At 37.3% G+C, this 21,499-nt stretch carries 22 protein-coding genes; 21 read left to right on the top strand and 1 reads right to left on the bottom strand.

Annotation, left to right across the window (positions count from 1 at the left end; all coding sequences use genetic code 11):
• Nucleotides 1–108: 108 nt before the first annotated feature.
• From J7S27_06030 to era, 13 genes are all read left to right on the top strand, one after another.
• A complete protein-coding gene (locus J7S27_06030; GenBank protein QTU82827.1) occupies nt 109–2,307 on the top strand; it encodes a bifunctional (p)ppGpp synthetase/guanosine-3',5'-bis(diphosphate) 3'-pyrophosphohydrolase in 2,199 nt (732 codons plus the stop codon).
• Between the two features lie 54 nt (nt 2,308–2,361).
• A complete protein-coding gene (gene dtd, locus J7S27_06025; GenBank protein ID QTU82826.1) occupies nt 2,362–2,805 on the top strand; it encodes a D-tyrosyl-tRNA(Tyr) deacylase in 444 nt (147 codons plus the stop codon).
• A 169-nt stretch (nt 2,806–2,974) separates the two neighbouring features.
• The gene (locus tag J7S27_06020) at nt 2,975–3,733 is read left to right on the top strand and encodes a TatD family hydrolase (GenBank protein QTU82825.1); all 759 of its coding nucleotides are present in this window, start codon (nt 2,975–2,977) and stop codon (nt 3,731–3,733) included.
• On the top strand, nt 3,730–4,293 hold the full coding sequence (gene rnmV, locus J7S27_06015; GenBank protein QTU82824.1) for a ribonuclease M5: 564 nt from the start codon (nt 3,730–3,732) through the stop codon (nt 4,291–4,293). Before J7S27_06020 ends, rnmV begins: the two co-directional genes overlap by 4 nt.
• The gene (gene rsmA, locus J7S27_06010) at nt 4,280–5,161 is read left to right on the top strand and encodes a 16S rRNA (adenine(1518)-N(6)/adenine(1519)-N(6))-dimethyltransferase RsmA (protein QTU82823.1); all 882 of its coding nucleotides are present in this window, start codon (nt 4,280–4,282) and stop codon (nt 5,159–5,161) included. Before rnmV ends, rsmA begins: the two co-directional genes overlap by 14 nt.
• Before the next feature lie 308 nt (nt 5,162–5,469).
• Nucleotides 5,470–6,165 carry a response regulator transcription factor gene (locus J7S27_06005; GenBank protein QTU82822.1) on the top strand — a complete coding sequence of 232 codons (696 nt, stop codon included), beginning with the start codon at nt 5,470–5,472 and terminating at the stop codon, nt 6,163–6,165.
• Nucleotides 6,119–7,291, top strand: a complete 1,173-nt coding sequence (locus J7S27_06000) for a HAMP domain-containing histidine kinase (GenBank protein QTU82821.1) — start codon at nt 6,119–6,121, stop codon at nt 7,289–7,291. Before J7S27_06005 ends, J7S27_06000 begins: the two co-directional genes overlap by 47 nt.
• Complete coding sequence (locus J7S27_05995) at nt 7,284–7,763, top strand: GNAT family N-acetyltransferase (protein QTU82820.1); 480 nt, start codon at nt 7,284–7,286, stop codon at nt 7,761–7,763. Before J7S27_06000 ends, J7S27_05995 begins: the two co-directional genes overlap by 8 nt.
• A 174-nt stretch (nt 7,764–7,937) precedes the next feature.
• A complete protein-coding gene (locus J7S27_05990; protein ID QTU82819.1) occupies nt 7,938–8,990 on the top strand; it encodes a PhoH family protein in 1,053 nt (350 codons plus the stop codon).
• 23 nt (nt 8,991–9,013) lie between these two features.
• Nucleotides 9,014–11,158: an HDIG domain-containing protein gene (locus J7S27_05985; GenBank protein QTU82818.1), complete on the top strand. Its 2,145-nt coding sequence runs from the start codon at nt 9,014–9,016 to the stop codon at nt 11,156–11,158.
• Nucleotides 11,159–11,629: an rRNA maturation RNase YbeY gene (gene ybeY, locus J7S27_05980; protein QTU82817.1), complete on the top strand. Its 471-nt coding sequence runs from the start codon at nt 11,159–11,161 to the stop codon at nt 11,627–11,629.
• The gene (locus tag J7S27_05975; protein ID QTU82816.1) at nt 11,629–12,012 is read left to right on the top strand and encodes a diacylglycerol kinase family protein; all 384 of its coding nucleotides are present in this window, start codon (nt 11,629–11,631) and stop codon (nt 12,010–12,012) included. The genes ybeY and J7S27_05975 overlap by 1 nt, the downstream gene beginning before the upstream one ends.
• Nucleotides 12,013–12,021: 9 nt before the next feature.
• On the top strand, nt 12,022–12,933 hold the full coding sequence (era, locus tag J7S27_05970) for a GTPase Era (protein QTU82815.1): 912 nt from the start codon (nt 12,022–12,024) through the stop codon (nt 12,931–12,933).
• Between the two features lie 138 nt (nt 12,934–13,071).
• Here the strand turns inward: era and J7S27_05965 are convergent, their stop codons facing one another.
• Nucleotides 13,072–14,034, bottom strand: a complete 963-nt coding sequence (locus J7S27_05965) for an L-lactate dehydrogenase (GenBank protein QTU82814.1) — start codon at nt 14,032–14,034, stop codon at nt 13,072–13,074.
• A gap of 210 nt (nt 14,035–14,244) precedes the next feature.
• On the opposite strand from J7S27_05965, the gene zapA reads away from it, so the two are divergent.
• The 8 genes from zapA to J7S27_05925 all read left to right on the top strand — a co-directional run bounded on the left by zapA (nt 14,245) and on the right by J7S27_05925 (nt 21,451).
• Complete coding sequence (gene zapA / locus J7S27_05960; GenBank protein QTU82813.1) at nt 14,245–14,619, top strand: cell division protein ZapA; 375 nt, start codon at nt 14,245–14,247, stop codon at nt 14,617–14,619.
• A 20-nt stretch (nt 14,620–14,639) separates the two neighbouring features.
• On the top strand, nt 14,640–15,182 hold the full coding sequence (locus tag J7S27_05955) for a CvpA family protein (protein ID QTU82812.1): 543 nt from the start codon (nt 14,640–14,642) through the stop codon (nt 15,180–15,182).
• 210 nt (nt 15,183–15,392) lie between these two features.
• Nucleotides 15,393–17,753, top strand: a complete 2,361-nt coding sequence (locus tag J7S27_05950; GenBank protein QTU82811.1) for an endonuclease MutS2 — start codon at nt 15,393–15,395, stop codon at nt 17,751–17,753.
• 18 nt (nt 17,754–17,771) lie between these two features.
• Nucleotides 17,772–18,491: a cell wall-active antibiotics response protein gene (locus J7S27_05945; GenBank protein QTU82810.1), complete on the top strand. Its 720-nt coding sequence runs from the start codon at nt 17,772–17,774 to the stop codon at nt 18,489–18,491.
• Entirely contained in the window at nt 18,488–19,510 is a 1,023-nt protein-coding gene (locus tag J7S27_05940) for a sensor histidine kinase (GenBank protein ID QTU82809.1), read from the top strand. Before J7S27_05945 ends, J7S27_05940 begins: the two co-directional genes overlap by 4 nt.
• A gap of 70 nt (nt 19,511–19,580) precedes the next feature.
• Nucleotides 19,581–20,201: a response regulator transcription factor gene (locus J7S27_05935; protein ID QTU82808.1), complete on the top strand. Its 621-nt coding sequence runs from the start codon at nt 19,581–19,583 to the stop codon at nt 20,199–20,201.
• Nucleotides 20,198–20,497 (top strand): iron-sulfur cluster biosynthesis protein, encoded by a 300-nt coding sequence (locus J7S27_05930; GenBank protein ID QTU82807.1) that lies wholly within the window; start codon nt 20,198–20,200, stop codon nt 20,495–20,497. The genes J7S27_05935 and J7S27_05930 overlap by 4 nt, the downstream gene beginning before the upstream one ends.
• 24 nt (nt 20,498–20,521) lie before the next feature.
• Entirely contained in the window at nt 20,522–21,451 is a 930-nt protein-coding gene (locus tag J7S27_05925) for a magnesium transporter CorA family protein (GenBank protein ID QTU82806.1), read from the top strand.
• Nucleotides 21,452–21,499: the final 48 nt, after the last annotated feature.

The following is a 21,499-nucleotide window of genomic DNA, read 5'->3' as shown; positions in this document are numbered from 1 at the left end:
CTTTTGCATTGATGGCATAACTTAGATGTTCGTCACAACGGGTAGTAAACTTGATAAAAACGCCATATTAAAGTAATATTGTATTCATAATGAATGGGAGGTGAGTTTATGGCAAAACAAAAGGACTATACAGCACAAGATGTGCTTGATTTATGTCGGACGTATATGAATGAAGAGCACGTTACATTTGTAAAAAAAGCCTATGAGTTTGCTGAACACGCCCACCGTTCCATGCAACGTAAATCGGGAGAACCGTATATTATTCACCCAATTCAAGTAGCGGGTATTTTAGCAAATTTGCATATGGATCCGCATACGGTAGCAGCAGGTTTTTTACACGATGTTGTTGAAGATACAGAATACACTTATGATGATATGGTGACACATTTTTCACAAAGCGTAGCCGACATTATTGAGGGTGTCACAAAAATTGGGCAAGTAGAGTACCAATCAAAAGCAGAAAATAAGGCGGAAAATCACCGCAAAATGCTTTTGGCTATGGCGCAAGATTTTCGTGTCATTATTGTCAAATTGGCAGATAGATTACACAACATGCGTACAATGGAGTACCAGACGGAACATAAACAGCAACAAAAATCAGAAGAAACGCTTGAAATTTACGCGCCTTTAGCGCATCGCTTAGGGATGAGTAAAATTAAGTGGGAGTTGGAAGATTTATCGTTACGTTACTTGGAAACACAGGCGTATTATAATATTGTGTCGCTGATGAGCTCAAAACGTGAAGAGCGTGAGGCGTGGGTAAATGAGACAATCGATGAGATTCAACATTTACTTGATGAGATGCACATTAAAGCAGAAATTAAAGGTCGTCCGAAACACATTTATTCTATTTACAAAAAAATGGTAAATAAGAAAAAAGAGTTTAGCGAAATTTATGACTTGCTGGCAGTTCGTGTGTTGGTCAATGATATTAAAGATTGTTACGCGGTGTTAGGGTTGGTGCATACTAAATGGACACCACTTCCAGGGCGGTTTAAAGATTATATTGCCATGCCTAAACCAAATATGTATCAGTCGTTACACACAACCATTATTGGTCCGGGTGGGACACCGATTGAAATTCAAATTAGAACGTATGAAATGCATCGTATTGCTGAAAACGGGGTTGCTGCGCATTGGGCGTATAAAGAGGGTGTGACGAGTAAAGTTGCCTCAACGCCTTTGCAAGAACGGATGAATTGGTTCAAAGATATGATGGAGTTGCAAAGTGATGCAACAAACGCCAGCGAATTTATTGAATCCGTTAAAACCGATTTATTTAATGATCGTGTTTATGTCTTTACACCAAAAGGTGATGTGACGGAATTGCCAAGCGGGTCAGGTCCGTTAGACTTTGCCTATAGTGTGCATACTGAACTTGGGAATAAAACGGTCGGTGCAACCGTCAACGGTAAAAATGTTGGATTAGATACGGTTTTAGTGAATGGCGATATTATTGATATTCGTACAAGTAGTAGTGCAAATCCATCACCCGATTGGTTAAAGATGGTTGTGACTAGCCGTGCCAAAAATAAAATTAAACGGTATTTAAAATCTCAAGAACGTGATGCCAGTATTGCGCGCGGACGCGACTTATTGGAAAAAGCGATTGTTGAGTTAGAATTTGATCCGAAAGAAATTTTGACGAAAGAACGTATCGATGACGTATTGGAACGCCTAAATGTACATACAATCGATGATATGTATGCGATGGTTGGTTTTGGTGAACAGTCCTCTCTAGCGGTAGCCAATCGTTTAACCGAAAAAGAACGCCGTCAAAAAGAAAAAGAATTAGAAATTCAGCAACTTTTAGCCAAGCCAGAACCGAAGCGCACTGTGATGACCATTCGTGATGAAAATGGTTTAATTGTGAGTGGTGGCGATAATTTATTAATTCGTTTGGCGCGGTGTTGTAGACCGGTTCCAGGAGATACGGTGACGGGGTATATTACAAAAGGCCACGGCATTACTGTCCATCGACAAGACTGCCCTAATGTCCAGTTGCCACATGCAGATGAAGCAAGGCTGATTGATGTTGAATGGGATATGGCGAATAAAAAAGTACATAAAGATTATGATACCGAAATTATTATTACCGCATATGATCGAAACGGTTTAATTAACGACATCATTACAACGGCAAATAGTACCGTTAAAAAAATGAATGGGATTAACGCAAAAATCAACGACCACATTGCAACCATTACATTGCGAGTAGGGATTGAAAATATTCAAGAGTTAAATCGATTACTCGATAAATTACGTATGATAACAGAAGTGTACCGTGTACAACGTGTCATTTCATAATGTAAAATGATCGCCTTTGGTCTTCGTGCCAAAGGCTTTTTTAAAGGAGAAAGTATGAAAGTAGTATTACAACGTGCTCGTTGTGCGAGTGTGAGCATTGATGGAAAAGTACATGGACAAATTGAAAACGGCTATGTTTTGTTAGTGGGAATTGCTGAAACGGATACAACAAAAGAAGCGGATTACCTAGCTAAAAAAATTGTGAATTTGCGTGTGTTTGAAGATGAAGACGGTAAAATGAATCAAAATATTCAATCTGTAGGCGGTTCAATCTTATCCGTTTCACAATTTACATTATTTGCCGATACAAAAAAGGGAAATCGTCCTAGTTTTATAAAAGCTGCCAAACCGGATATTGCGATTCCGCTATATCACTATTTTAACGATACTTTAAGACAATATGATATTCCTGTTGAAACGGGTGTGTTTGGAGCGAATATGCAAGTATCTTTAGTTAATGATGGACCGGTAACGATTATATTGGATACGGCTGAATAATTTAAATGGTATCGAACAAAAATAGGGTGTAATAAAAGTAGGTGGTTGTATGCTTTGCCATGTGTCATTAGTTACGTTGCAGACGCAAAAAGTTGGTGTCTTAACGCGCTATCTTTTTCATTATACCCATTTATGATACAATGAAGCGAGATTAAAAAGGAAGATGACCATGTTATTTGATACACATACACATATAAATACACCGCAATTTCAAGATGATTTAGATGCGACCATTTTGCGCGCAAAAGAACATGGTGTGACACAAATGGCGGTTGTTGGTTTTGATGAACCAACCATTTTAAAAAGTTTAGAATTATCGAAACAATACGACAATATTTACAGTATTGTTGGGTGGCACCCGGTTGAAACGCCCAGCTATACAATGGCACTTGAAAAACAATTGCAAGAATGGCTAACGCACGATAAAGTGGTGGCACTTGGCGAAATTGGATTGGATTATCATTGGAATACCGATACACCACAAAACCAAGAAAAAGTATTTAGACGTCAAATCGCCATTGCAAATGAGATGAATTTACCGATTGTGATTCACACGCGAGAAGCTCTGGAAGACACGTACCGCATTTTGAAATCTTCGTCATTTCAGGGTGGGATTATGCACAGTTTTTCTGGGAATATTTCCGATATGCAACGTTTTCTTGATTTAGGAATGTACATTTCGCTAAGTGGCGTGGTGACGTTCAAAAAGTCACTGGATTTACAAGAAGTTGCAAAAGTCGTTCCGTTAGATCGATTGTTGATTGAAACGGATGCCCCGTATTTATCGCCTGTTCCGTATCGTGGTAAGCGTAACGAGCCAAGTTATGTGTATCACGTGGCGGAGAAAATCGCGCAATTACGTGAGTGTTCGATTGAAGACATTGCAACTGCGACGACGCAAAACGCTAGAAAGTTATTTAGACTATGAAAGAAATCATTGTTGTAGAAGGACGAGATGATACGCGCCGTTTAAAAGAGGTTTTGGGTGTGGTGGATACGATTGAAACACGTGGATCGGCAATTAATCAAGAAACATTAGAGTTGATTAAAAAGGCGCACGAGTTTCGTGGCGTTATTGTCTTGTGTGACCCCGATTTTCCGGGTGAAAAAATTAGAAAAACCATTACACAATATATACCGACCGTTAAACACGCTTTTTTAACCGTTGCCGAAGCGACGCCAAAGCATAAAGGTTCTCTTGGTGTAGAACACGCGAGTGACGCGGCGATTTTGCGCGCGTTAAATGACGTGAAAAGTGTTCAAGACTACGAAAGTCAAACGCCTATTACTAAGTCATTTTTAATGCGTATTGGACTTGTTGGCTTAAATCAATCTGCTAAACGACGTGAGGCGTTAGCGAAAAAAATGGGTATTGGGCATGTGAATGGGAAACAGTTAGAAAAACGATTGAATGCATTTGGCTATACACCCGAACAAATTATGGACACGATGGCAATCGTATGGGAGGAAAATTATGGAACATTTTAGAGACATTGCAACACCGACACGAACTGCTGAAATCGTGAAAAAATACGGGTTGTCAATGAAAAAAAGTTTAGGCCAAAATTTTTTGATTGAACCGAATATTTTAACCAAAATTATTGAAGCGTCTGGCATTGATAAACAGACTAACGTCATTGAGGTCGGTCCGGGTATCGGGGCGCTCACTGAACGGATTGCACGTGTCGCCAATCACGTGTTAGCGTTTGAAATTGATCAACGTCTGTTGCCCGTATTAGCAGATACGCTTTCTCCGTATAATAATATAACGGTTGTACATGAAGATATTTTAAAAGCAAAATTACCCGAAGATGTGACGACGCGATTGGATATGACAAAACCGTTAAGTGTTGTAGCCAATTTGCCATATTACATTACGACACCCATCATTATGCATTTTTTAGATAGTCAATTACCGATTGATACCTTTGTGATGATGATGCAAAAAGAAGTGGCACAACGTATGACGGCTAAACCGGCAAGTAAAGCCTATGGATCATTGACCGTAGCCATTCAATATTACATGCATGCAGAATTGGCGTTTATTGTACCGAAAACCGTTTTTTCACCGCAACCAAATGTGGATTCGGCGATTTTAAAATTAACGCGTCGTGATAAACCGTTAGTGGATGTGTCTGATGAGACGTTATTTTTCAACGTCGTAAAAGCAAGTTTCACTCAACGCCGTAAAACATTATGGAATAATTTAACGCAATTTTTTGGAAAAGGTGAGAGCGAAAAAGCGTGGTTAGAAAATGCACTATCTTTAGCTAAAATTGAGCCGAGTGTACGTGGCGAGGCGTTAAGTATTGCAGACTTTGCACGATTAGCGAATGCACTGCATGCAACAAAATAAACGAAACAAGATGAGATAGCGTTCTGTTAAGAGCGCTATTTGTGTAGTGTTAAAAAGGGATTGCGGTACACCTAGTGAGTGCTATTAAAATGTTTATTTAAAAAAGTTTAAACATTGCCTTTATTGATACAAGATATGATAGGATAGGGGTATTGTTTAACATTAATCGATATAAAAACAGATTGATTATTTTGGTGTGCAATAACTTTTGCAAAAACACGTAAATGAACACAGATTTAAAATGGGACGAGTCCAGATTTTAGGTATCTTTCTCGTTTTTTGAAACTGAAAAAGAAAGGAAAAGTGCGATGAGAATATTGGTTGTAGACGATGAACGCGAAATCGTTGATTTATTATCCATCTATTTAAGAAAAGAGGGTTATTCAGTTATTAAAGCGTATGATGGTGTGCAGGCATTAAAAAAACTAGAAGAACATGACGATATTCAATTGATGATTTTAGACATTATGATGCCTAAAAAGGATGGGTTATCCGTTGTCAAAACCATTCGTGAAACGAATGAACAACTGCCAATTTTATTATTGAGTGCTAAAGGTAGCGATATGGATAAAATTAAAGGGTTGACAATCGGTGCAGATGATTATGTCATTAAGCCATTTCATCCACTTGAAGTTATCGCACGTGTCAAAGGTTTATTGAAACGTACAGCACCAGTTGAAGCAACAGATGACGCTTTACAAATGATTGATTTGGGTAAAATTATGATCAAAAAAGAGTTGCATGAAGTCGTGACGGCACAAGGAAAACAAGTTGCGCTAACGGCACTTGAATTTGGGATTTTATATTTATTGGCAAGTCATCCAAATCGTGTATATAGTGCTGAAGAAATTTTTGAGCAAGTATGGAAAGAAGAGCCGATTGTATCGGCGAAAACGGTGATGGTCCATATGAGTCATTTACGGGATAAACTAGAAAAAGCAACAGGTGGTGATAAAGTTGTCGAAACGGTATGGGGTGTTGGGTACAAAATTACACAACCTTAAACGAAAATATAATTTAATTGTGCAACTTGATCCAAAAGAAATTTGGAAGTTAATATTAGAAGGTATTATCACTTTAGGGGCGATGATACTCATTTATTTAGGGTTTTTATTTTTATTTTCTAAAATGTTGTATCCAAATGATAGTGCGACATTAGGGTATGTTTGGCGATTGATGGGAATCACCGAACAAAAGATTCAAATTGTACGGCATATTTTTACGTTAGCCATGATTATCATCACCGTATGGTTTACTTACTGGCGATTAAGCCGACGGTATTGGCAAATTGAGTTGCAACACGTTTTAATGGAATTGGAATACATTGCTTCGGGGCATTATGACCACCGCATTTCAGAAGATTTAGTTGGTCGTTTAAGTAGTGTCGTCTCCAGTATTAATAAATTAGTGGATTCGACAACGCGTGCTATGGTGGAAGAGCGGATTGTTGAACAAGCTAAAAATGAATTGATAACGAATGTATCGCATGATATTCGCACGCCCTTAACGTCTGTTATTGGTTATTTAGGGCTAATTGAAGAAGAAGCGTATGATAACGCAGATGAATTGAAACAGTACGTGCATATTGCCTATACGAAAGCGCAACAAATGAAACGGTTAGCCGATGATTTGTTTGAATATACTAAAATGACATCAGCAGAGATGAATTTACATCAGCAAAAAGTAAGTGTCTCTCGTTTTTTAACACAAATTGCAGCTGAATACGATACGCTCGTTAAAGAAAATCAACTTCACATTAGCGTTGATATGCCAAAAGATTATTTTATTTTTGTTGATGCACAAGCGTTAGCACGTGTATACGACAATATTATTAATAATGCAGTTAAGTATTCGCACGGCACGCACATTGTCTTACGCGCTCATCAAAACGGCGATAACATTCATTTGGCTATTTCAAATGACGGGATACCCATTGAACAACAGGCGTTGAGTCAACTGTTTACACGTTTTTATCGCGCCGACATGTCTCGAAACAGTGGTGTAGAAGGGTCGGGTTTAGGTTTGGCGATTGCACAAAGTATCGTCCACGCGCACAACGGAGAGTTAATGGTAAATTCAAACGAAACAGAAACCGTGTTTACCATCGTCTTGGAGAAATACCATGATTGAACTAAAACCGTTAACGCGTCAAGACGTCAATGAAGCATCTTGTTTAGTTGTATCGGTGTGGAAAAAACATTATCGTGGCTTGTTAAGTCAGTCGTTTTTGCAGAAACTTTCCCCAAATGCACATACCGAAAAATTTAAGCGTCAAATTGACAAATCTGACGGCTATTTGTACGGTGCGTATGACGGCGATGTTTTGGTAGGTGTTTTACAAGCGCTTGATACGGAAGATGGCATTCATTTGAAACAGCTATGCGTTAAAGAATCTGCACAAAGACAGGGCATTGGAAAACGGTTATTAACTGTTTTACCGCCTAATCGTAGTGTCAAAGCGCATGTCATTGTTGGAAATACAGTAGCGCATGCTTTTTATGAAAAAAACGGCTTTAAGAAAACAGGCGAACGAATGATGAGTGAGTATCGTGGTGGACGTTTTGCCGTTGATGTGTATGTTAGAAACAATCAAGCCAGGTAGAAATTAAGGTTGTGGACTGACACTGTCAACCTTAAAAATAATGCACTCAAAAAGTAAGTAAGGTTTTACAATTGATTCAATGAAATAGGATAAAGGTTAGAGAATCGTCTAACCTTTTTTGTTGTACCCAAATAGGCGTATTAAAGGGAATATCGTTTATATTTCAAGCAAAATATGCTAAACTATAGGCAAATTAACTATTTTGTAAAGGTAGGCAAAGGATTGGATCAACGTCTAGAAAAAATTGAAATACCGAACAGTGATGAACAATTAGCGCTCTTTGGCGCACATAATCAATTTATTCAATATATTGAAGAAGAATGTGCAGTTGTTGTAACAAGTCGCGGTGAAACCGTACATATTGCTGGAGAAGCTACGGCAGTTGAAAATGTTAAATCGCTTTTAGAGTGTTTCGTTTGGCTCATTAAACGGGGACATACATTAACACAAAGCGATGTGATGACGGGTATTAAGTTATTGCAACGGGGACGATTAGACACATTTTATGAATTGTACGACCAAGAAGTAGGGCGCACGATTAAAGGTGAAAGCATTAAAGCAAAAACGTTTGGCCAACGCCAATACGTTCGCGCAATTCAACGTCACGACATTGTTTTTGGAATTGGACCTGCTGGAACGGGTAAAACGTTTTTGGCGGTTGTATTAGCCGTTAATGCTTTACGCAACGGTGAAGTTAAAAAAATTGTACTGACTCGCCCAGCCGTTGAAGCCGGAGAAAGTTTAGGTTTTTTACCCGGTGATTTAAAAGAAAAAGTAGATCCCTATTTACGTCCAGTGTATGATGCGTTGCATGCCGTTTTAGGTGTGGAACATACAAATCGCTTATTAGAACGTGACATTATTGAAATTGCGCCATTAGCGTATATGCGCGGAAGAACGTTAGATCAAGCGTTTGTCATTTTAGATGAAGCGCAAAATACAACAGTCGCACAAATGAAAATGTTTTTAACACGACTAGGCTTTGGTTCAAAAATGATTGTCAATGGCGATATTAGCCAAATTGATTTAGGGAAAAATGTAAAAAGTGGTTTGTTGGACGCTATGCATAAATTAAAAGGGATAGATGCCATTCGATTTGTTACCTTTGATGAATACGATGTTGTGCGCCATCCGTTAGTCGCAAGTATTATTAAGGCTTATGCAACAACACCACAAAAACAAGATGAAAATAAAGTGAATCAAGAAGATGACATAAAAACGGATTGATACACTTAATCGTTGAGGGAATTATGAAAAAGATGATTAATCAATTAGATAAAAAAATTGGAAAAATATATGTCCCGTTTATTTTGTTACTTGTATCTATAGTGACGTTGCTATTAGCGTACCCGTTTTTACGTCAAAATATTGCACAAGTCAATATTAATACGATTGCCACGCAAACGATTCGTGCCAATAAAACGATTGAAGATACAGCAGCAACTCAAAAAGCAAAAGATGCAGCAGCTGAAAACGTGACGAAAGTCTACGCGCGTGATGATGAAATTGCTACACAAACGTTACAAATTGTATCGCAATTTTTCTCCGTAATTAGCACGTATCGTTCAGCGATTGCGACAACAACGGATACGCAAACGCCTATTGCCGAACAAATTAATGCGCGTGTTACACAGTTTTTCAAAAGTTTAGAAAATGAAAATGCCAATTTAAAAAATTACACGTATGCCTTTTCTGAAAACACCATTCGTACGCTTTTGACCGCTACCGACTATGATTTTTCAAATTATGAAAGAATTACAAAAAAAATCGTTGAAAGTATTTTACAAGACAATATTTATCCAACGACAACGGATACACGTAATGCGCAAGATAAAGCCAACAGCATGTTATTAACACAAACGTATTCAGATAGTACACGTGATATTGTGCATGATTTAATGACACCAGCTATTGTGGCAACTATGGTCGTCAATGAAGAAGCAACCAATCAATTGATTGAAACAACTAAACAACAAACTTCGGCAGTTGTAATTTTGCAAGGGGACGTTATTGTTCGACAAGGTGAAGTTATCACACAAACGACTTACGATAAACTTGCGTTGTTAGGAATGATTAATAACTCCGCCTTTTTTGAAAGTGTGACAGGTTTTGTGGTCGTGCTCGTGATTCAATTCGCACTAGTGTGGTATTTTATTCACCAACAAGCTGTTGAACAATCAAAACGTAATTTATACGTGAACATGTACGCCTTTTTCATGTTGTTCATGTTAGCCATCACTTTCACGCTAAATTCAATTCAATCATCTGGAGTGGAGTATATTGGATTAGTCGCTCCAATTGGTGTCGTACCATTTGTATTAGTCCCTAAAGCGAAGCGACGACTGGCTATATTACTCGTCAGCTTTTTAATCGTCATTTTCTTCTTTGTTGGAGATAGTGGTAGCTCGGTTCAAGTACCACTCGTATGGAAATTTTATACGTTAATTGGATTGTTGTCGTTGGCGGTGGTGTCAGGGCGTTCGTTACATAAACGCAATGAAAACTTTTTAACGCTACTCATTATATCCATCGGATTTATTGTTGGGTTGGCAACTGTACACGGCGTCGAATTATTTTCAAACACCTTTTTCAGTATGTTGGCTTACGCCGTTGTCAATGTGGCGTTAACTTACGCAATTATTCGACTAGGTCAACCGTATTTCGATTTATTATTTGAAGATAAAGCCATGTTGCGTATGATTGAGTTATCCAATCCAAATCAACCGTTATTAAAAGAATTGATTTCGAAAGCACCTGGAACGTATCATCATAGCATTATGGTTGCCAATTTGAGTGCAAATGCCGTTGAAGCGATTGGTGGCGATTCATTATTCACGCGTGTGGCATGTTATTATCATGATATTGGGAAATTGAAAGATCCAATATTTTTTACTGAAAACGTGCCAAAAGGTATGGAAAGTCCACACGATTTGCTAACGCCGTTTCAAAGTCGAGACATTATTTTTGACCATGTTAGTGACGGGGTAAAACGTTTGACGCAAGAACAGTTACCACAAGGGATTATTGATATTTGTGCGCAACATCATGGAACAACCGTCATGAAATATTTTTATGTAAAAGCAAAAGAAATGGATGATGCTGTAACCGAAGATGATTTTCGTTATCCGGGTCCAAAACCACAAACGATTGAATCAGCAGTTGTATCTATTGCCGATTCTGTAGAAGCTGCAGCACGTTCAATGAGTCAGCCAACACAAGAGTCAATTATATCATTAGTGCAGTCAACAATTAGATCACGTATTATTGATGGTCAATTCGATGAGTGCCCAATTACAATGAAAGATTTAAAAATTGTTGAAGAATCATTAATTTCCGGTTTATCAGGTACATACCATAATCGTGTCAAATATCCGAAATTAAGAAAGGACAAATAAATGATTGTTGATATTATAGATGAAACGGGAGAAGTTTCGAGTGAACATATTGAGTTGGTGGAGAAAATCGTTCAATTTGCTAACGAGTATATGGAACAGACGGATAATATAGAGTGTGCCATTACTTTGGTAGACAATGAAGCCATTCGTGTGATTAATCGTGATTATCGTCATAAAGATGTACCGACAGATGTCATTAGTTTTGCGCTTGACGACGATCACAGTGACGCGCAAATTGCTATCAATACGGATGCATCGTTTGCTCATCATATTGGCGACATTATCATTTCTGTTGAACGAGCTAAAGAGCAAGCAGAAGATTATGGGCATTCTTTTGAACGCGAGTTAGGTTTTTTAGCCGTTCATGGGTTCCTACATTTAAATGGCTACGACCATATGAATGAAGCAGACGAAAAAGAGATGTTTGGTTTACAAAATGAAATTTTCGAAGCGTTTGGGTTGGTGCGCTAATGGTTTTACAAACACATAAAAATAAATCTTTTTTTCAAGCGTTAAAGCATGCCGTTGACGGTGTGGTATATAGCGTTAAAAACGAAACGAATATGCGTATCCATTGCGTTATGGCTACGACAATTATTGCACTAAGTATTGTATTTCAGATTAGTGCAGAAGAATGGTTGTGGGTATTACAATGCATTGCATTCATCTTATTCGCCGAATTAGTCAATTCGGCGCTAGAAAAAATTGTAGATGCCGTAACACAACAACAGTATTACACATGGGCAAAACACGTGAAAGATATGGCTGCTGGCGCGGTATTGGTAAGTGCCATTTATACCGTATGCGTGGGTGCGATTATTTTCGTTCCGAGAGTCATGGAATTTATATTTTAAGGAGAAAACATGCAACACAATTCAAATTTTCGTTCGGGGTTTGTAGCCATTGTCGGCCGTCCAAACGTGGGAAAATCAACGTTACTTAATCGTGTGTTAGGTCAAAAAATCGCAATTATGAGCGATAAGGCGCAAACAACGCGTAATAAAATACAAGGTGTCTATACGGATAAACAAGCACAAATTATTTTTATGGATACACCGGGTATTCATAAACCAAAACATGCGTTAGGGGAATTTATGTTAGATGCGGCCTATTCATCTTTAAAAGAAGTTGAATTGGTCTTGTTTTTAATTAATGCCGGAGAACCGATTGGGCGTGGTGATCGCTTCATTATTGAGCGATTAAAGCAACAAAAAACACCCGTTTTTTTAATTATTAATAAAATTGATTTGGTGCATCCAGATGAGTTATTCACGATTATTGAAACGTATCAAAAAGAAATGGAATTTGCACAAATTGTTCCGATTTCAGCGTTACAAGGGAATAATGTCGATCATTTATTAGAAACGATAAAAGGTTATTTACCTGTAGGGCCACAATATTATCCAGCGGATCAAGTTACTGACCACCCGGAATATTTTGTTGTGTCAGAGTTTATTCGTGAAAAAGTATTGCAACTGACAAAAGAAGAAGTTCCGCATTCGATTGCAGTAGTGGTCGATCAAATGCAAAAAAATGAGCAAGGTAAAGTGCATGTTTATGCCACAATCATTGTAGAGCGCGCCTCTCAAAAAGGTATTGTTATCGGTAAAGGTGGTAAATTACTTAAAGAAATTGGAACGCGTGCAAGACGTGATATTGAAAACTTGCTAGGTGAAAAAGTGTTCTTGGAATTATGGGTCAAAGTTCAAAAAGATTGGCGCGACAAACAATCCATGCTAGACGATTACGGCTACAAGAAAAAAGACTACAAATAATGAAATCGCAATAAAATTAGGGTTGATGGCTCGTGCCATCAACCCTAAAATGATATAGCCGCATTCGCATTAGGTGATACGGATTAAGTGCTTATACAAAAAACTGACCTTTTTGGGTCAGTTTTTTAGCTTCTATTATTAACCTAAGCGAGCGAATGCTTCTTTTGTAATGTTTTTTAAAGTATTTGCGGAATGTGTCATTGCTTCTACTTCTACTTCGTTTAATGGAATTTCGATAATACGTTTAATACCACTACGTCCGATAACGGCTGGTGCGCCAAGATACACATCGTCTTGTTTAAATTGACCGCGTAATAATACGGATAATGGTAATACGGCATTTTCATCATTAAAGATAGCTTTTGTAATACGTGCTAATGCCACACCGATACCGTAGTATGTTGCACCTTTTTTCTCAATAATTTCATAAGCGGCATCACGTACACCGACAAACAATTTATCTAATGTTTCTTTTGTAATTTCTGGTGTGGATTTAATCCATTCGTGAATTTGTAAACCACCGATGTTAGCGTGAGACCATACTGGGAATTCAGTATCTCCGTGTTCCCCTAAAATGTATGCGTGAACGCTACGCGCATCAACGCCTGTTAATGTAGAAATTGCTTGACGGAAACGTGCACTGTCTAATGATGTACCAGAACCGATAACACGATGTGCTGGTAGACCAGAAAACTTCCAAGTAGCGTATGTTAAAATATCCACTGGGTTAGCGGCTACTAAAAATAGTCCGTCAAATCCACTTGCCATAACTTCTTTAATAATTTCTTGGTAAATGGATAAGTTTTTGTGTACTAAATCTAAGCGTGTTTCGCCTGGTTTTTGAGGTGCTCCAGCTGTTAAAACAACAAGATCAGCATCGTGGCAATCTGCATATGTTGCTGCATAAATTTTTTGAGGTGCTTGATATGCTAATGCATGAGACAAGTCAATAGCGTCTCCTTCAGCTTTTTGTACGTTAATATCAATAATCCCTAATTCACGACCAATACCTTGTGTTACTAATGCGAACGCGTAACTAGAACCTACTGCCCCGTTACCAACTAAAATAACTTTTTGTTTTGTAGAAACATTTTTAACCATAAATCCTCCAAAAATTATCTTGTGATTTTTTTAACAAAGTAAGTATAACACATTTTCAAAAAAAGAAAACCTTTTTTCAAAAAATTTCATATATTTTTTTGAAAAAGTATGCAAAAAAATGAAAATGCTGTTTTTAAAAATGTGTGGTATAATTGGAAAAACCATTATTTCAATAAAAATCTAAATGGTAGCACACTAGGTGAGGTTTATATGAGTGAGAAAAAACGAATGAAAGTATCTGTTGACGGTAAAGCATATACAGTAATTTCAACTGAAACCGCACAACATATTCGAACAGTAGAAGAAATTGTAAATGAACAGTTTCGTCAATTAAAACAAGAAATGAAAAATGTAACAAATGAAGATGTTGCGATTTTATTGGCTTTAAATACGGTGTCACAACAAATACAATTGACGCAAGAAGTCATGAATTTACGAAAACAATTAAACAATCGTTTTCAAGATAGTCACACACTTAAAGGGCAAAATACAAGTGTGTTTGCAAAAAATTCTACTCGACGGAGTGTGCATGCACAACAAATGAGTTTTGATGATTTTGTATCATCAAAAGAAACGATTTCATGATATAAGGTAAGGAGAAAAGCGTGAGTAATTTAATGATTATTGCTATTTTATTATTAGGTTCATTTTCTGGTGCTAGGCGTGGTCTAATTGTTCAATTGGTGCATACGGCAGGGTTAATCGTATCGTTTATTTTAGCTTCGTTTAATTTCAAAGCGGTGGCGAATGTCTTGGAAACATTAATTCCGTACCCAACAGGAACGACAGCGTCTGATTTAAATTTATATAATGTGATGAAAGCCGTACAGTTTGATCAAACGTTTTATAATGCGGTAGCATTTGTTTTGATTTTATTAATTGGTTGGATAGCAACACGTGTTGTTGCGGCAATGTTAAATAATTTAACGAAAATTCCAATTTTAAAACAGTTAAACGGCATTGGTGGTGGTGTGTTAGGGTTTTTATGTAATTGGATAGGTTTATTTTTTATCTTGTCGTTATTGTCAACGTTACCAATTGCACCAATTCAAAATATGTTTTCAGGAAATTCTTTAGCGACATTTATTGTGAAACAAACGCCAGTCCTTTCACAATACATTTTAGATCAATGGCTTGTTATGCGTTAATCAGTTTGAATAATAGAAAACTGTAAAACGTCTATACCATTAAAGAATACTTTTGCATATTTGTGGAATGTATTGATGAGTTATTTTAGAAAATAATGATGACAATTGATAATTAGGTGTTTTATCGTATCAAGCGATAAAACGCCTTTTTTTGTCGTTTTGACGTTGCTTTGTGGTAAAATAAAAGGAATGAAATATAAGGAAATTTGTATGCAAAAAAAATATTTAGAAAAATTAGAATTTGATAAAGTGTTGGAACAGTTGGCGCAGTTTGCCAAAAGTGAAATTGGTGTGCAAAAAGTTAGAGAGTTAATGCCGCTGACACGTCCTAATCAAGTCGTTATGGCGATGGAGCAAACGCAAGATGCGGTAACGGTACTACGTTTAAAAGGCGGACTACCCAATCCAATATTAAAAGATGTCACCGTACATTTAAAACGATTGGATATGCAAGGCATATTGAGTGCACTTGAAATTGCACAAATTGGAAAAGTGTTAAGCAGTACAAAAGAAATGGTGCAATTTTTTACAATGCTTAAAGAAGAAAAAATTGTATTGGCACATTTGCCTAAATTGGTAAGCAATTTAGTCGTGTTAAATCCATTGTTACAAACGATTATACGCAGTATTCATGAAACGGGTAGTGTGCTAGATGAGGCTAGTCCGGCGTTAAAAGGTATTCGTACGTCCATTAAACGGCAAGAACAAGCCATTCGTGAAACGTTGGATCAGTTGCTTCGTACAAAAGCCTCTCAATTGAGTGATGCCATTATTACCATGCGCGGAGATAGTTACGTCTTGCCCGTTAAACAAGAATTTCGTTATACGTTTGGCGGTGTCATTCGTGATCAAAGTAGTAGTGGTCAAACCGTCTATATTGAGCCAAAAGAAATTCAATCACTCACGACAAAATTGCGTCATTTACACGAAGAAGAACAAGACGAAATCAATCGTATTTTATGGGAGTTATGTGAAAAAATCGCCCCACATTCTGTCGATATTTTACTGAATAACCGTATTTTAGGTGAACTAGACTTTATTAATGCTAAGGCGTTGTACGCTAGAGATATTCGAGCAACAAAAGTTGATGTTGATAGCACAAATGTTGTGGCACTTTACGCGGCAAGACATCCGTTAATTGATCGTCGTGTTGTGGTGAAAAATGACATTTTAATTGGTGGCGATTTCCAAAGTATTGTGATTACAGGTCCAAATACCGGTGGAAAAACGATTTTATTAAAAACGCTTGGTTTATTACAAATTATGGGTCAATCGGGATTGCATTTACCCGTTGAAGAAGGTAGCCAAATCGGTGTCTTCACACAAATTTTTGCAGATATTGGCGATGAGCAATCCATTGAACAAAATTTAAGTACGTTTTCTTCGCACATGACAAATATTGTATCGATTTTAGATCAAATTGATGAGAAAAGTTTAGTGTTATTTGATGAGTTGGGATCGGGTACGGATCCACAAGAAGGTTCATCTTTGGCAATTGCTATTTTAGATTACATTGGACAAAAGCAAAGTTATGTCGTAGCAACAACACATTATCCTGAGTTGAAAATGTATGGGTATAATCGCTTAGGAACCGTCAATGCCAGCATGGAGTTTGATAGTGTGACGTTGGCACCAACGTATAAATTTTTATTGGGTATACCAGGTAAAAGTAATGCGTTTGACATTTCTAAACGGCTGGGATTAGACGAAACCATTATTCAACAAGCTAGAAGCCTTGTTCATGAAGATAGTCAACAACTGAATGATATGATTACGGCATTGGAAGAGCTTCGACAACACCTCACAAAAGAAAAAGAGCAAGTTGAGCGTGATGTGCAACAAGCCAATGCGATGCTTAAAGAAGCGCAAAAAGAAAAAGACACTTTAGAAGCACAAAAAGAAAAAATAATGCAACAAGCGCTTGATGAGGCAAATGCGTTAGTTGAAAAGACAAAAGAAGAAGCTAACGAAATTATGTCGCAAGTGCGTCAAATGCAATTGAGACAAGGGAATGCCGTTGTTAAAGAGCATGAATTTATTGAAAAACGGACACAACTTGAGCGGTTGAAACACGAAGAATCGTTGAAAAAAAATAAAGTGTTACAACGGGCTAAACGACAAAAGAATTTAAGTGTGGGAGATAACGTTGAAGTGATGTCATACGGGCAACGTGGTGTCATTGAACAAAAACTATCCCAAGAAGAATTCATCGTTAAAATGGGCATGTTGCGTATGAAAGTTACGGATGCAGATTTGCGTTTATTAGATGGCGATACGAACGAAAAACAAAAATACATTCCACGTTTACGTGGCGCGCGTACAAAAGTAACCAGTCAGTTAGATTTACGTGGGCAACGTTACGAAAATGCGTTAGTGGAACTAGATCGCTATTTAGATGCGGCGATTTTAGCCGGTTATGCACAAGTGACCATTGTCCATGGACGTGGAACGGGTGCTGTTCGTGATGGCGTAACGAAAGCGTTGCGAAAACACCGTAGTGTAGACAGTTTTGAATTTGCGCCGATTAATCAAGGTGGAAACGGTGCAACGATTGTACGTTTCAAAGGATAATAAGAAAGGGGAATAGAGATGTTTAAAAAGAATCTTTTGCTAGCAAGTAGTGTGATGTTGCTCGTTGCATGCGTTGTGTTTGGTATTTCAATCGGGCAATTGATTTCGCTTTGGGGACTACCCTATGTGCTATTGAGTGTTTTATTCATCGGCATTGGGTATTTATTTAAACAACACTTTTTCGGTAAAGTGCTATTAGCAATCAGTTTATTCATCTATATCGTTTTAACGAGTGAACATCTCTATTTTTTTATTGCGTTAGTGGCGTTAGTTATTTGTGGTAGTTTACTCACCAAAAGTATGATGGCTCAAACGATGCACCGTATGCAAAATTTGACGATTGATAATATGCCAACGCAATACCACGCTCAAGTGACGAAAGATACGTGGTTAGATCCGAGCGTCTCTTTGGATGGCAGTTTTTCTTTTGAAGATATTCACGATACGTCTTTAATTGGAGATACCGTTATTAATTTAACACAGACGATTTTACCCGATACCAATTCTGTCATTGTTTTGCATAAAGGTTTTGGTGACATTCGTATTCTTGTACCGTTAGATGTCGGTATTTTGTTAAGTTGTCATACGTTATACGGCAATGTACTTTTTGAAAAAGAAGATTACACTTTGAAAAATGCCAAATTAACGATGTATTCGAATAATTATGTGACGTCATCTAAAAAAATTAAAATTGTCACAACGGTGTATATTGGAAATGTCGAGGTGATGTATGTATGAAAAATCAATTTAAATGGCTTAATGTATTTAGCGTTGTTTTTTCAGCCGGACTATTTGCTATGATCATTACGGTTTTTATGTTGCGTCGCCATTTGACGTTCACGCGTCCCACCTCTGAAATGATACGCCTTATTAGTATTTTATTTGTGATGTTGTTTGTGATTAGTATTGTGGTGTCGGGGCTTTTGTATTATGGTCTGCGTGCTAGCCAACGACGTGTCGTTCAAAAATTACAGTGGTTAATTTTAGGGCAATATACACATAACATTTTTAAAAAGCAACAAGACACAACATACGCTCCTTTAGATTATTTAGGGGTTATTGACGAACAAATCAATTCACTCAGCTTCCAATTAAAAGATATTTCGGATAGTTTACTCGCGTTTAGCGAAAAGCATCAGCCGATTGCTTTAGAACAAGAAGAAGAAATTATTACACAAGAGAGAAAACGATTAGCGCGTGATTTACACGATTCTGTTTCACAACAGTTATACGCCGCAGCCATGATTGTTTCTTCGGCAAAATATACTATCGACGATTCGAGTGCCTTAAATCAACAACTAACTATTTTAGAAAATGTCATTAACGCTTCACAACGGGAATTGCGGGCGCTTTTATTGCACTTGAGACCGGTAACGTTAGAAAATAAAACACTTGCTCAAGGATTGACGCTTTTGTTAGAAGAAGTTCGTCAAAAAGTAGATGTAGAAGTTATTTCGGATATTGATACGTTTGATGTTCCAACAACAATTGAAAATCATTTGTTCCGGATTGTACAAGAGCTCATATCCAATACGTTACGACATTCTAAAGCAACACGAATTGAAGTGTATTTAAAAAAGGATAATCAAAAAATCAAATTGCGATTTATTGATAATGGACAAGGTTTTGATGTGAAACAGAGTATGATTGGGCATTACGGTTTACAAAACATGAAAGAACGTGTGCATGGTGTTGGTGGTCAAATGTCGATTGTGAGTGTGGCATTTGAAGGGACAAGTGTTGATATTACGATTTAGTCAAATGGGAGTAAAATGAAACGAATCGACAATTTTGTGGTAAGATAGAACACGAAGAAAAGGTGAAAATATGATTTCTGTATTAATTGTAGACGATCATGAAATGGTCAGATTAGGTGTGAGTACATTTTTAAGTGTACACAAGCACATTCAAGTTGTAGGGCAAGCGAGTAACGGGCAAGAAGGAATTGCATTGGCGCAAGCGTTGCGACCAGATGTTATTTTAATGGATTTGGTCATGGAACCAATTGATGGCATTCTTGCTACTCAAACCATTTTGCAACAGCAACCAGATGTGAAAATTATTATTGTGACCAGTTTCATCGATGATGAAAAAGTGTATCCCGCGATTCAAAGTGGTGCGTGTGGCTATTTGTTAAAAACAACACCGGCACCTGAAATTGTACGTGCCATTGAACAAGTGTACAATGGCGAGAAAATTTATGATGCTTCTGTATTGGAAAAAATGAATGCGGATAAGCAACCTCAAAAACATGATGAACTGACGCATCGTGAATTAGAAGTGTTATTGCTGATGGCACAAGGTAAATCCAATCAAGAAATTTCAGAGGAATTATTTATCGCTTTAAAAACAGTAAAAACACATGTATCGAATGTGTTAATGAAATTAGAGGTAGACGATCGTACGCAGGCGACAATTTACGCCTTTAAGAAAGGATTAATTAAATGAAAATTATAGTATTAAAAGATGCGCAAGCATGGTTTGAAAGAGAATTAGGTGTTGGTGAAGGTCGTGGTGTACGATTTTACGGAAAAGTGTACGGGTGTTCACCGATACATGATAACTTTTCGCTAGCCATGGAAGTGAATACGCCAAGTCGTCCAATTGTTCAAACCGTCATTAACGGTATACCGTATTATGTTGAAGATGGCGATGAGTGGTTTTTCGATGGGTATGATTTAGAAATTCAATACGATGATAAACGTGACGAACCGATTTATGTTTATAATAAAATCAATGACTAAATGGTGAGATAAGGAGGAAGACGTGTGTTACATTATAGAACGATTGACACGCAAGAAGAACCGGTAGAATGGGTGAATATTGTTAGTTTGTCTAATGAAGATAAAAAAATATTGAATGAAAAGCATGATCTATCTTATGAGTTTTTGGAATATGCTATCGACTTAGATGAACATGCACGTGTGGAAGAAGATAATGACAATATGGCGCGCCTACTCAGTTTTGACGTTCCATATTTTGACACACCTGCGAATAGTTATACGACACGTCCAGTTGTCTTTATTATTAAAGATACAACGATGTATACATTTGTGGACGATGAACGAGATTATTCACAAATTAATCACCTGTTAAATCGATCTGTTCAAAATGGTGTCTATTTGAGCATGTATCATATGATATTTTCAATATTGTACAACTTTTCAATGATGTATCACGAGAAATTACGCGTATTACATAAAGAACGCGATAATATTGAAAAGGCGTTTCGAACAAATGCAGACAACAAAGAAATTTACCGATTGATGAATGTTGAAAAAGGGTTAGTGTATTTATTAACGTCTTTAAGAAGTAATAAAATTGCATTAAATACATTGCGTCGTCGTTGGGGATATGGTGCTACCGCATTTTCTGATGGTGAAGCTGAAAAAATAGAAGATGTACTTGTCGAATTATCTCAAGCAATTGAAGTGTCAGAAATCAATATGATGTTAATTGAAAAAGAGAAAAGTACGTATTCTACCATTATTGACAATAACTTAAATGCAACGATGCGTTCATTGACCATCATTACGGCTTTATTGACAATTCCATCCATTGTTTTTGGATTTTTCGGAGTGAATACACGTATTCCGTTTCAAGATGATCCATTCGGTTGGATTTATACCATCATCATTGCATTAGTTTTAGTCGTTGGAACAGCCTACGCCTTTTGGAAAATGAAACTTGTTAAATGATGATCGCCCTACAACGTAGGGCAATTTTTTAATGTAAGGAGGTGCGAC

The sequence above is a fragment of the Carnobacteriaceae bacterium zg-C25 genome, assembly GCA_017945845.1.
Lineage (GTDB): Bacteria > Bacillota > Bacilli > Lactobacillales > Aerococcaceae > WM01.
This window is presented reverse-complemented; position numbering and strand designations above follow the sequence as displayed.

Bases quoted from the DNA above. Each gene is read 5' to 3' on its own strand.
- J7S27_06020 (QTU82825.1), top strand. From the start codon at position 2,975: ATGTTATTTGATACACATACACATATAAATACACCGCAATTTCAAGAT.
- ybeY (QTU82817.1), top strand. From the start codon at position 11,159: ATGATTGTTGATATTATAGATGAAACGGGAGAAGTTTCGAGTGAACAT.
- J7S27_05935 (QTU82808.1), top strand. From the start codon at position 19,581: ATGATTTCTGTATTAATTGTAGACGATCATGAAATGGTCAGATTAGGT.
- J7S27_05975 (QTU82816.1), top strand. From the start codon at position 11,629: ATGGTTTTACAAACACATAAAAATAAATCTTTTTTTCAAGCGTTAAAG.
- J7S27_05945 (QTU82810.1), top strand. From the start codon at position 17,772: ATGTTTAAAAAGAATCTTTTGCTAGCAAGTAGTGTGATGTTGCTCGTT.
- J7S27_06030 (QTU82827.1), top strand. From the start codon at position 109: ATGGCAAAACAAAAGGACTATACAGCACAAGATGTGCTTGATTTATGT.
- J7S27_06005 (QTU82822.1), top strand. From the start codon at position 5,470: ATGAGAATATTGGTTGTAGACGATGAACGCGAAATCGTTGATTTATTA.
- era (QTU82815.1), top strand. From the start codon at position 12,022: ATGCAACACAATTCAAATTTTCGTTCGGGGTTTGTAGCCATTGTCGGC.
- zapA (QTU82813.1), top strand. From the start codon at position 14,245: ATGAGTGAGAAAAAACGAATGAAAGTATCTGTTGACGGTAAAGCATAT.
- J7S27_05930 (QTU82807.1), top strand. From the start codon at position 20,198: ATGAAAATTATAGTATTAAAAGATGCGCAAGCATGGTTTGAAAGAGAA.
- J7S27_05965 (QTU82814.1), bottom strand. From the start codon at position 14,034: ATGGTTAAAAATGTTTCTACAAAACAAAAAGTTATTTTAGTTGGTAAC.
- dtd (QTU82826.1), top strand. From the start codon at position 2,362: ATGAAAGTAGTATTACAACGTGCTCGTTGTGCGAGTGTGAGCATTGAT.
- J7S27_05985 (QTU82818.1), top strand. From the start codon at position 9,014: ATGAAAAAGATGATTAATCAATTAGATAAAAAAATTGGAAAAATATAT.
- rnmV (QTU82824.1), top strand. From the start codon at position 3,730: ATGAAAGAAATCATTGTTGTAGAAGGACGAGATGATACGCGCCGTTTA.
- rsmA (QTU82823.1), top strand. From the start codon at position 4,280: ATGGAACATTTTAGAGACATTGCAACACCGACACGAACTGCTGAAATC.
- J7S27_05950 (QTU82811.1), top strand. From the start codon at position 15,393: ATGCAAAAAAAATATTTAGAAAAATTAGAATTTGATAAAGTGTTGGAA.
- J7S27_05990 (QTU82819.1), top strand. From the start codon at position 7,938: ATGCTAAACTATAGGCAAATTAACTATTTTGTAAAGGTAGGCAAAGGA.
- J7S27_05995 (QTU82820.1), top strand. From the start codon at position 7,284: ATGATTGAACTAAAACCGTTAACGCGTCAAGACGTCAATGAAGCATCT.
- J7S27_05940 (QTU82809.1), top strand. From the start codon at position 18,488: ATGAAAAATCAATTTAAATGGCTTAATGTATTTAGCGTTGTTTTTTCA.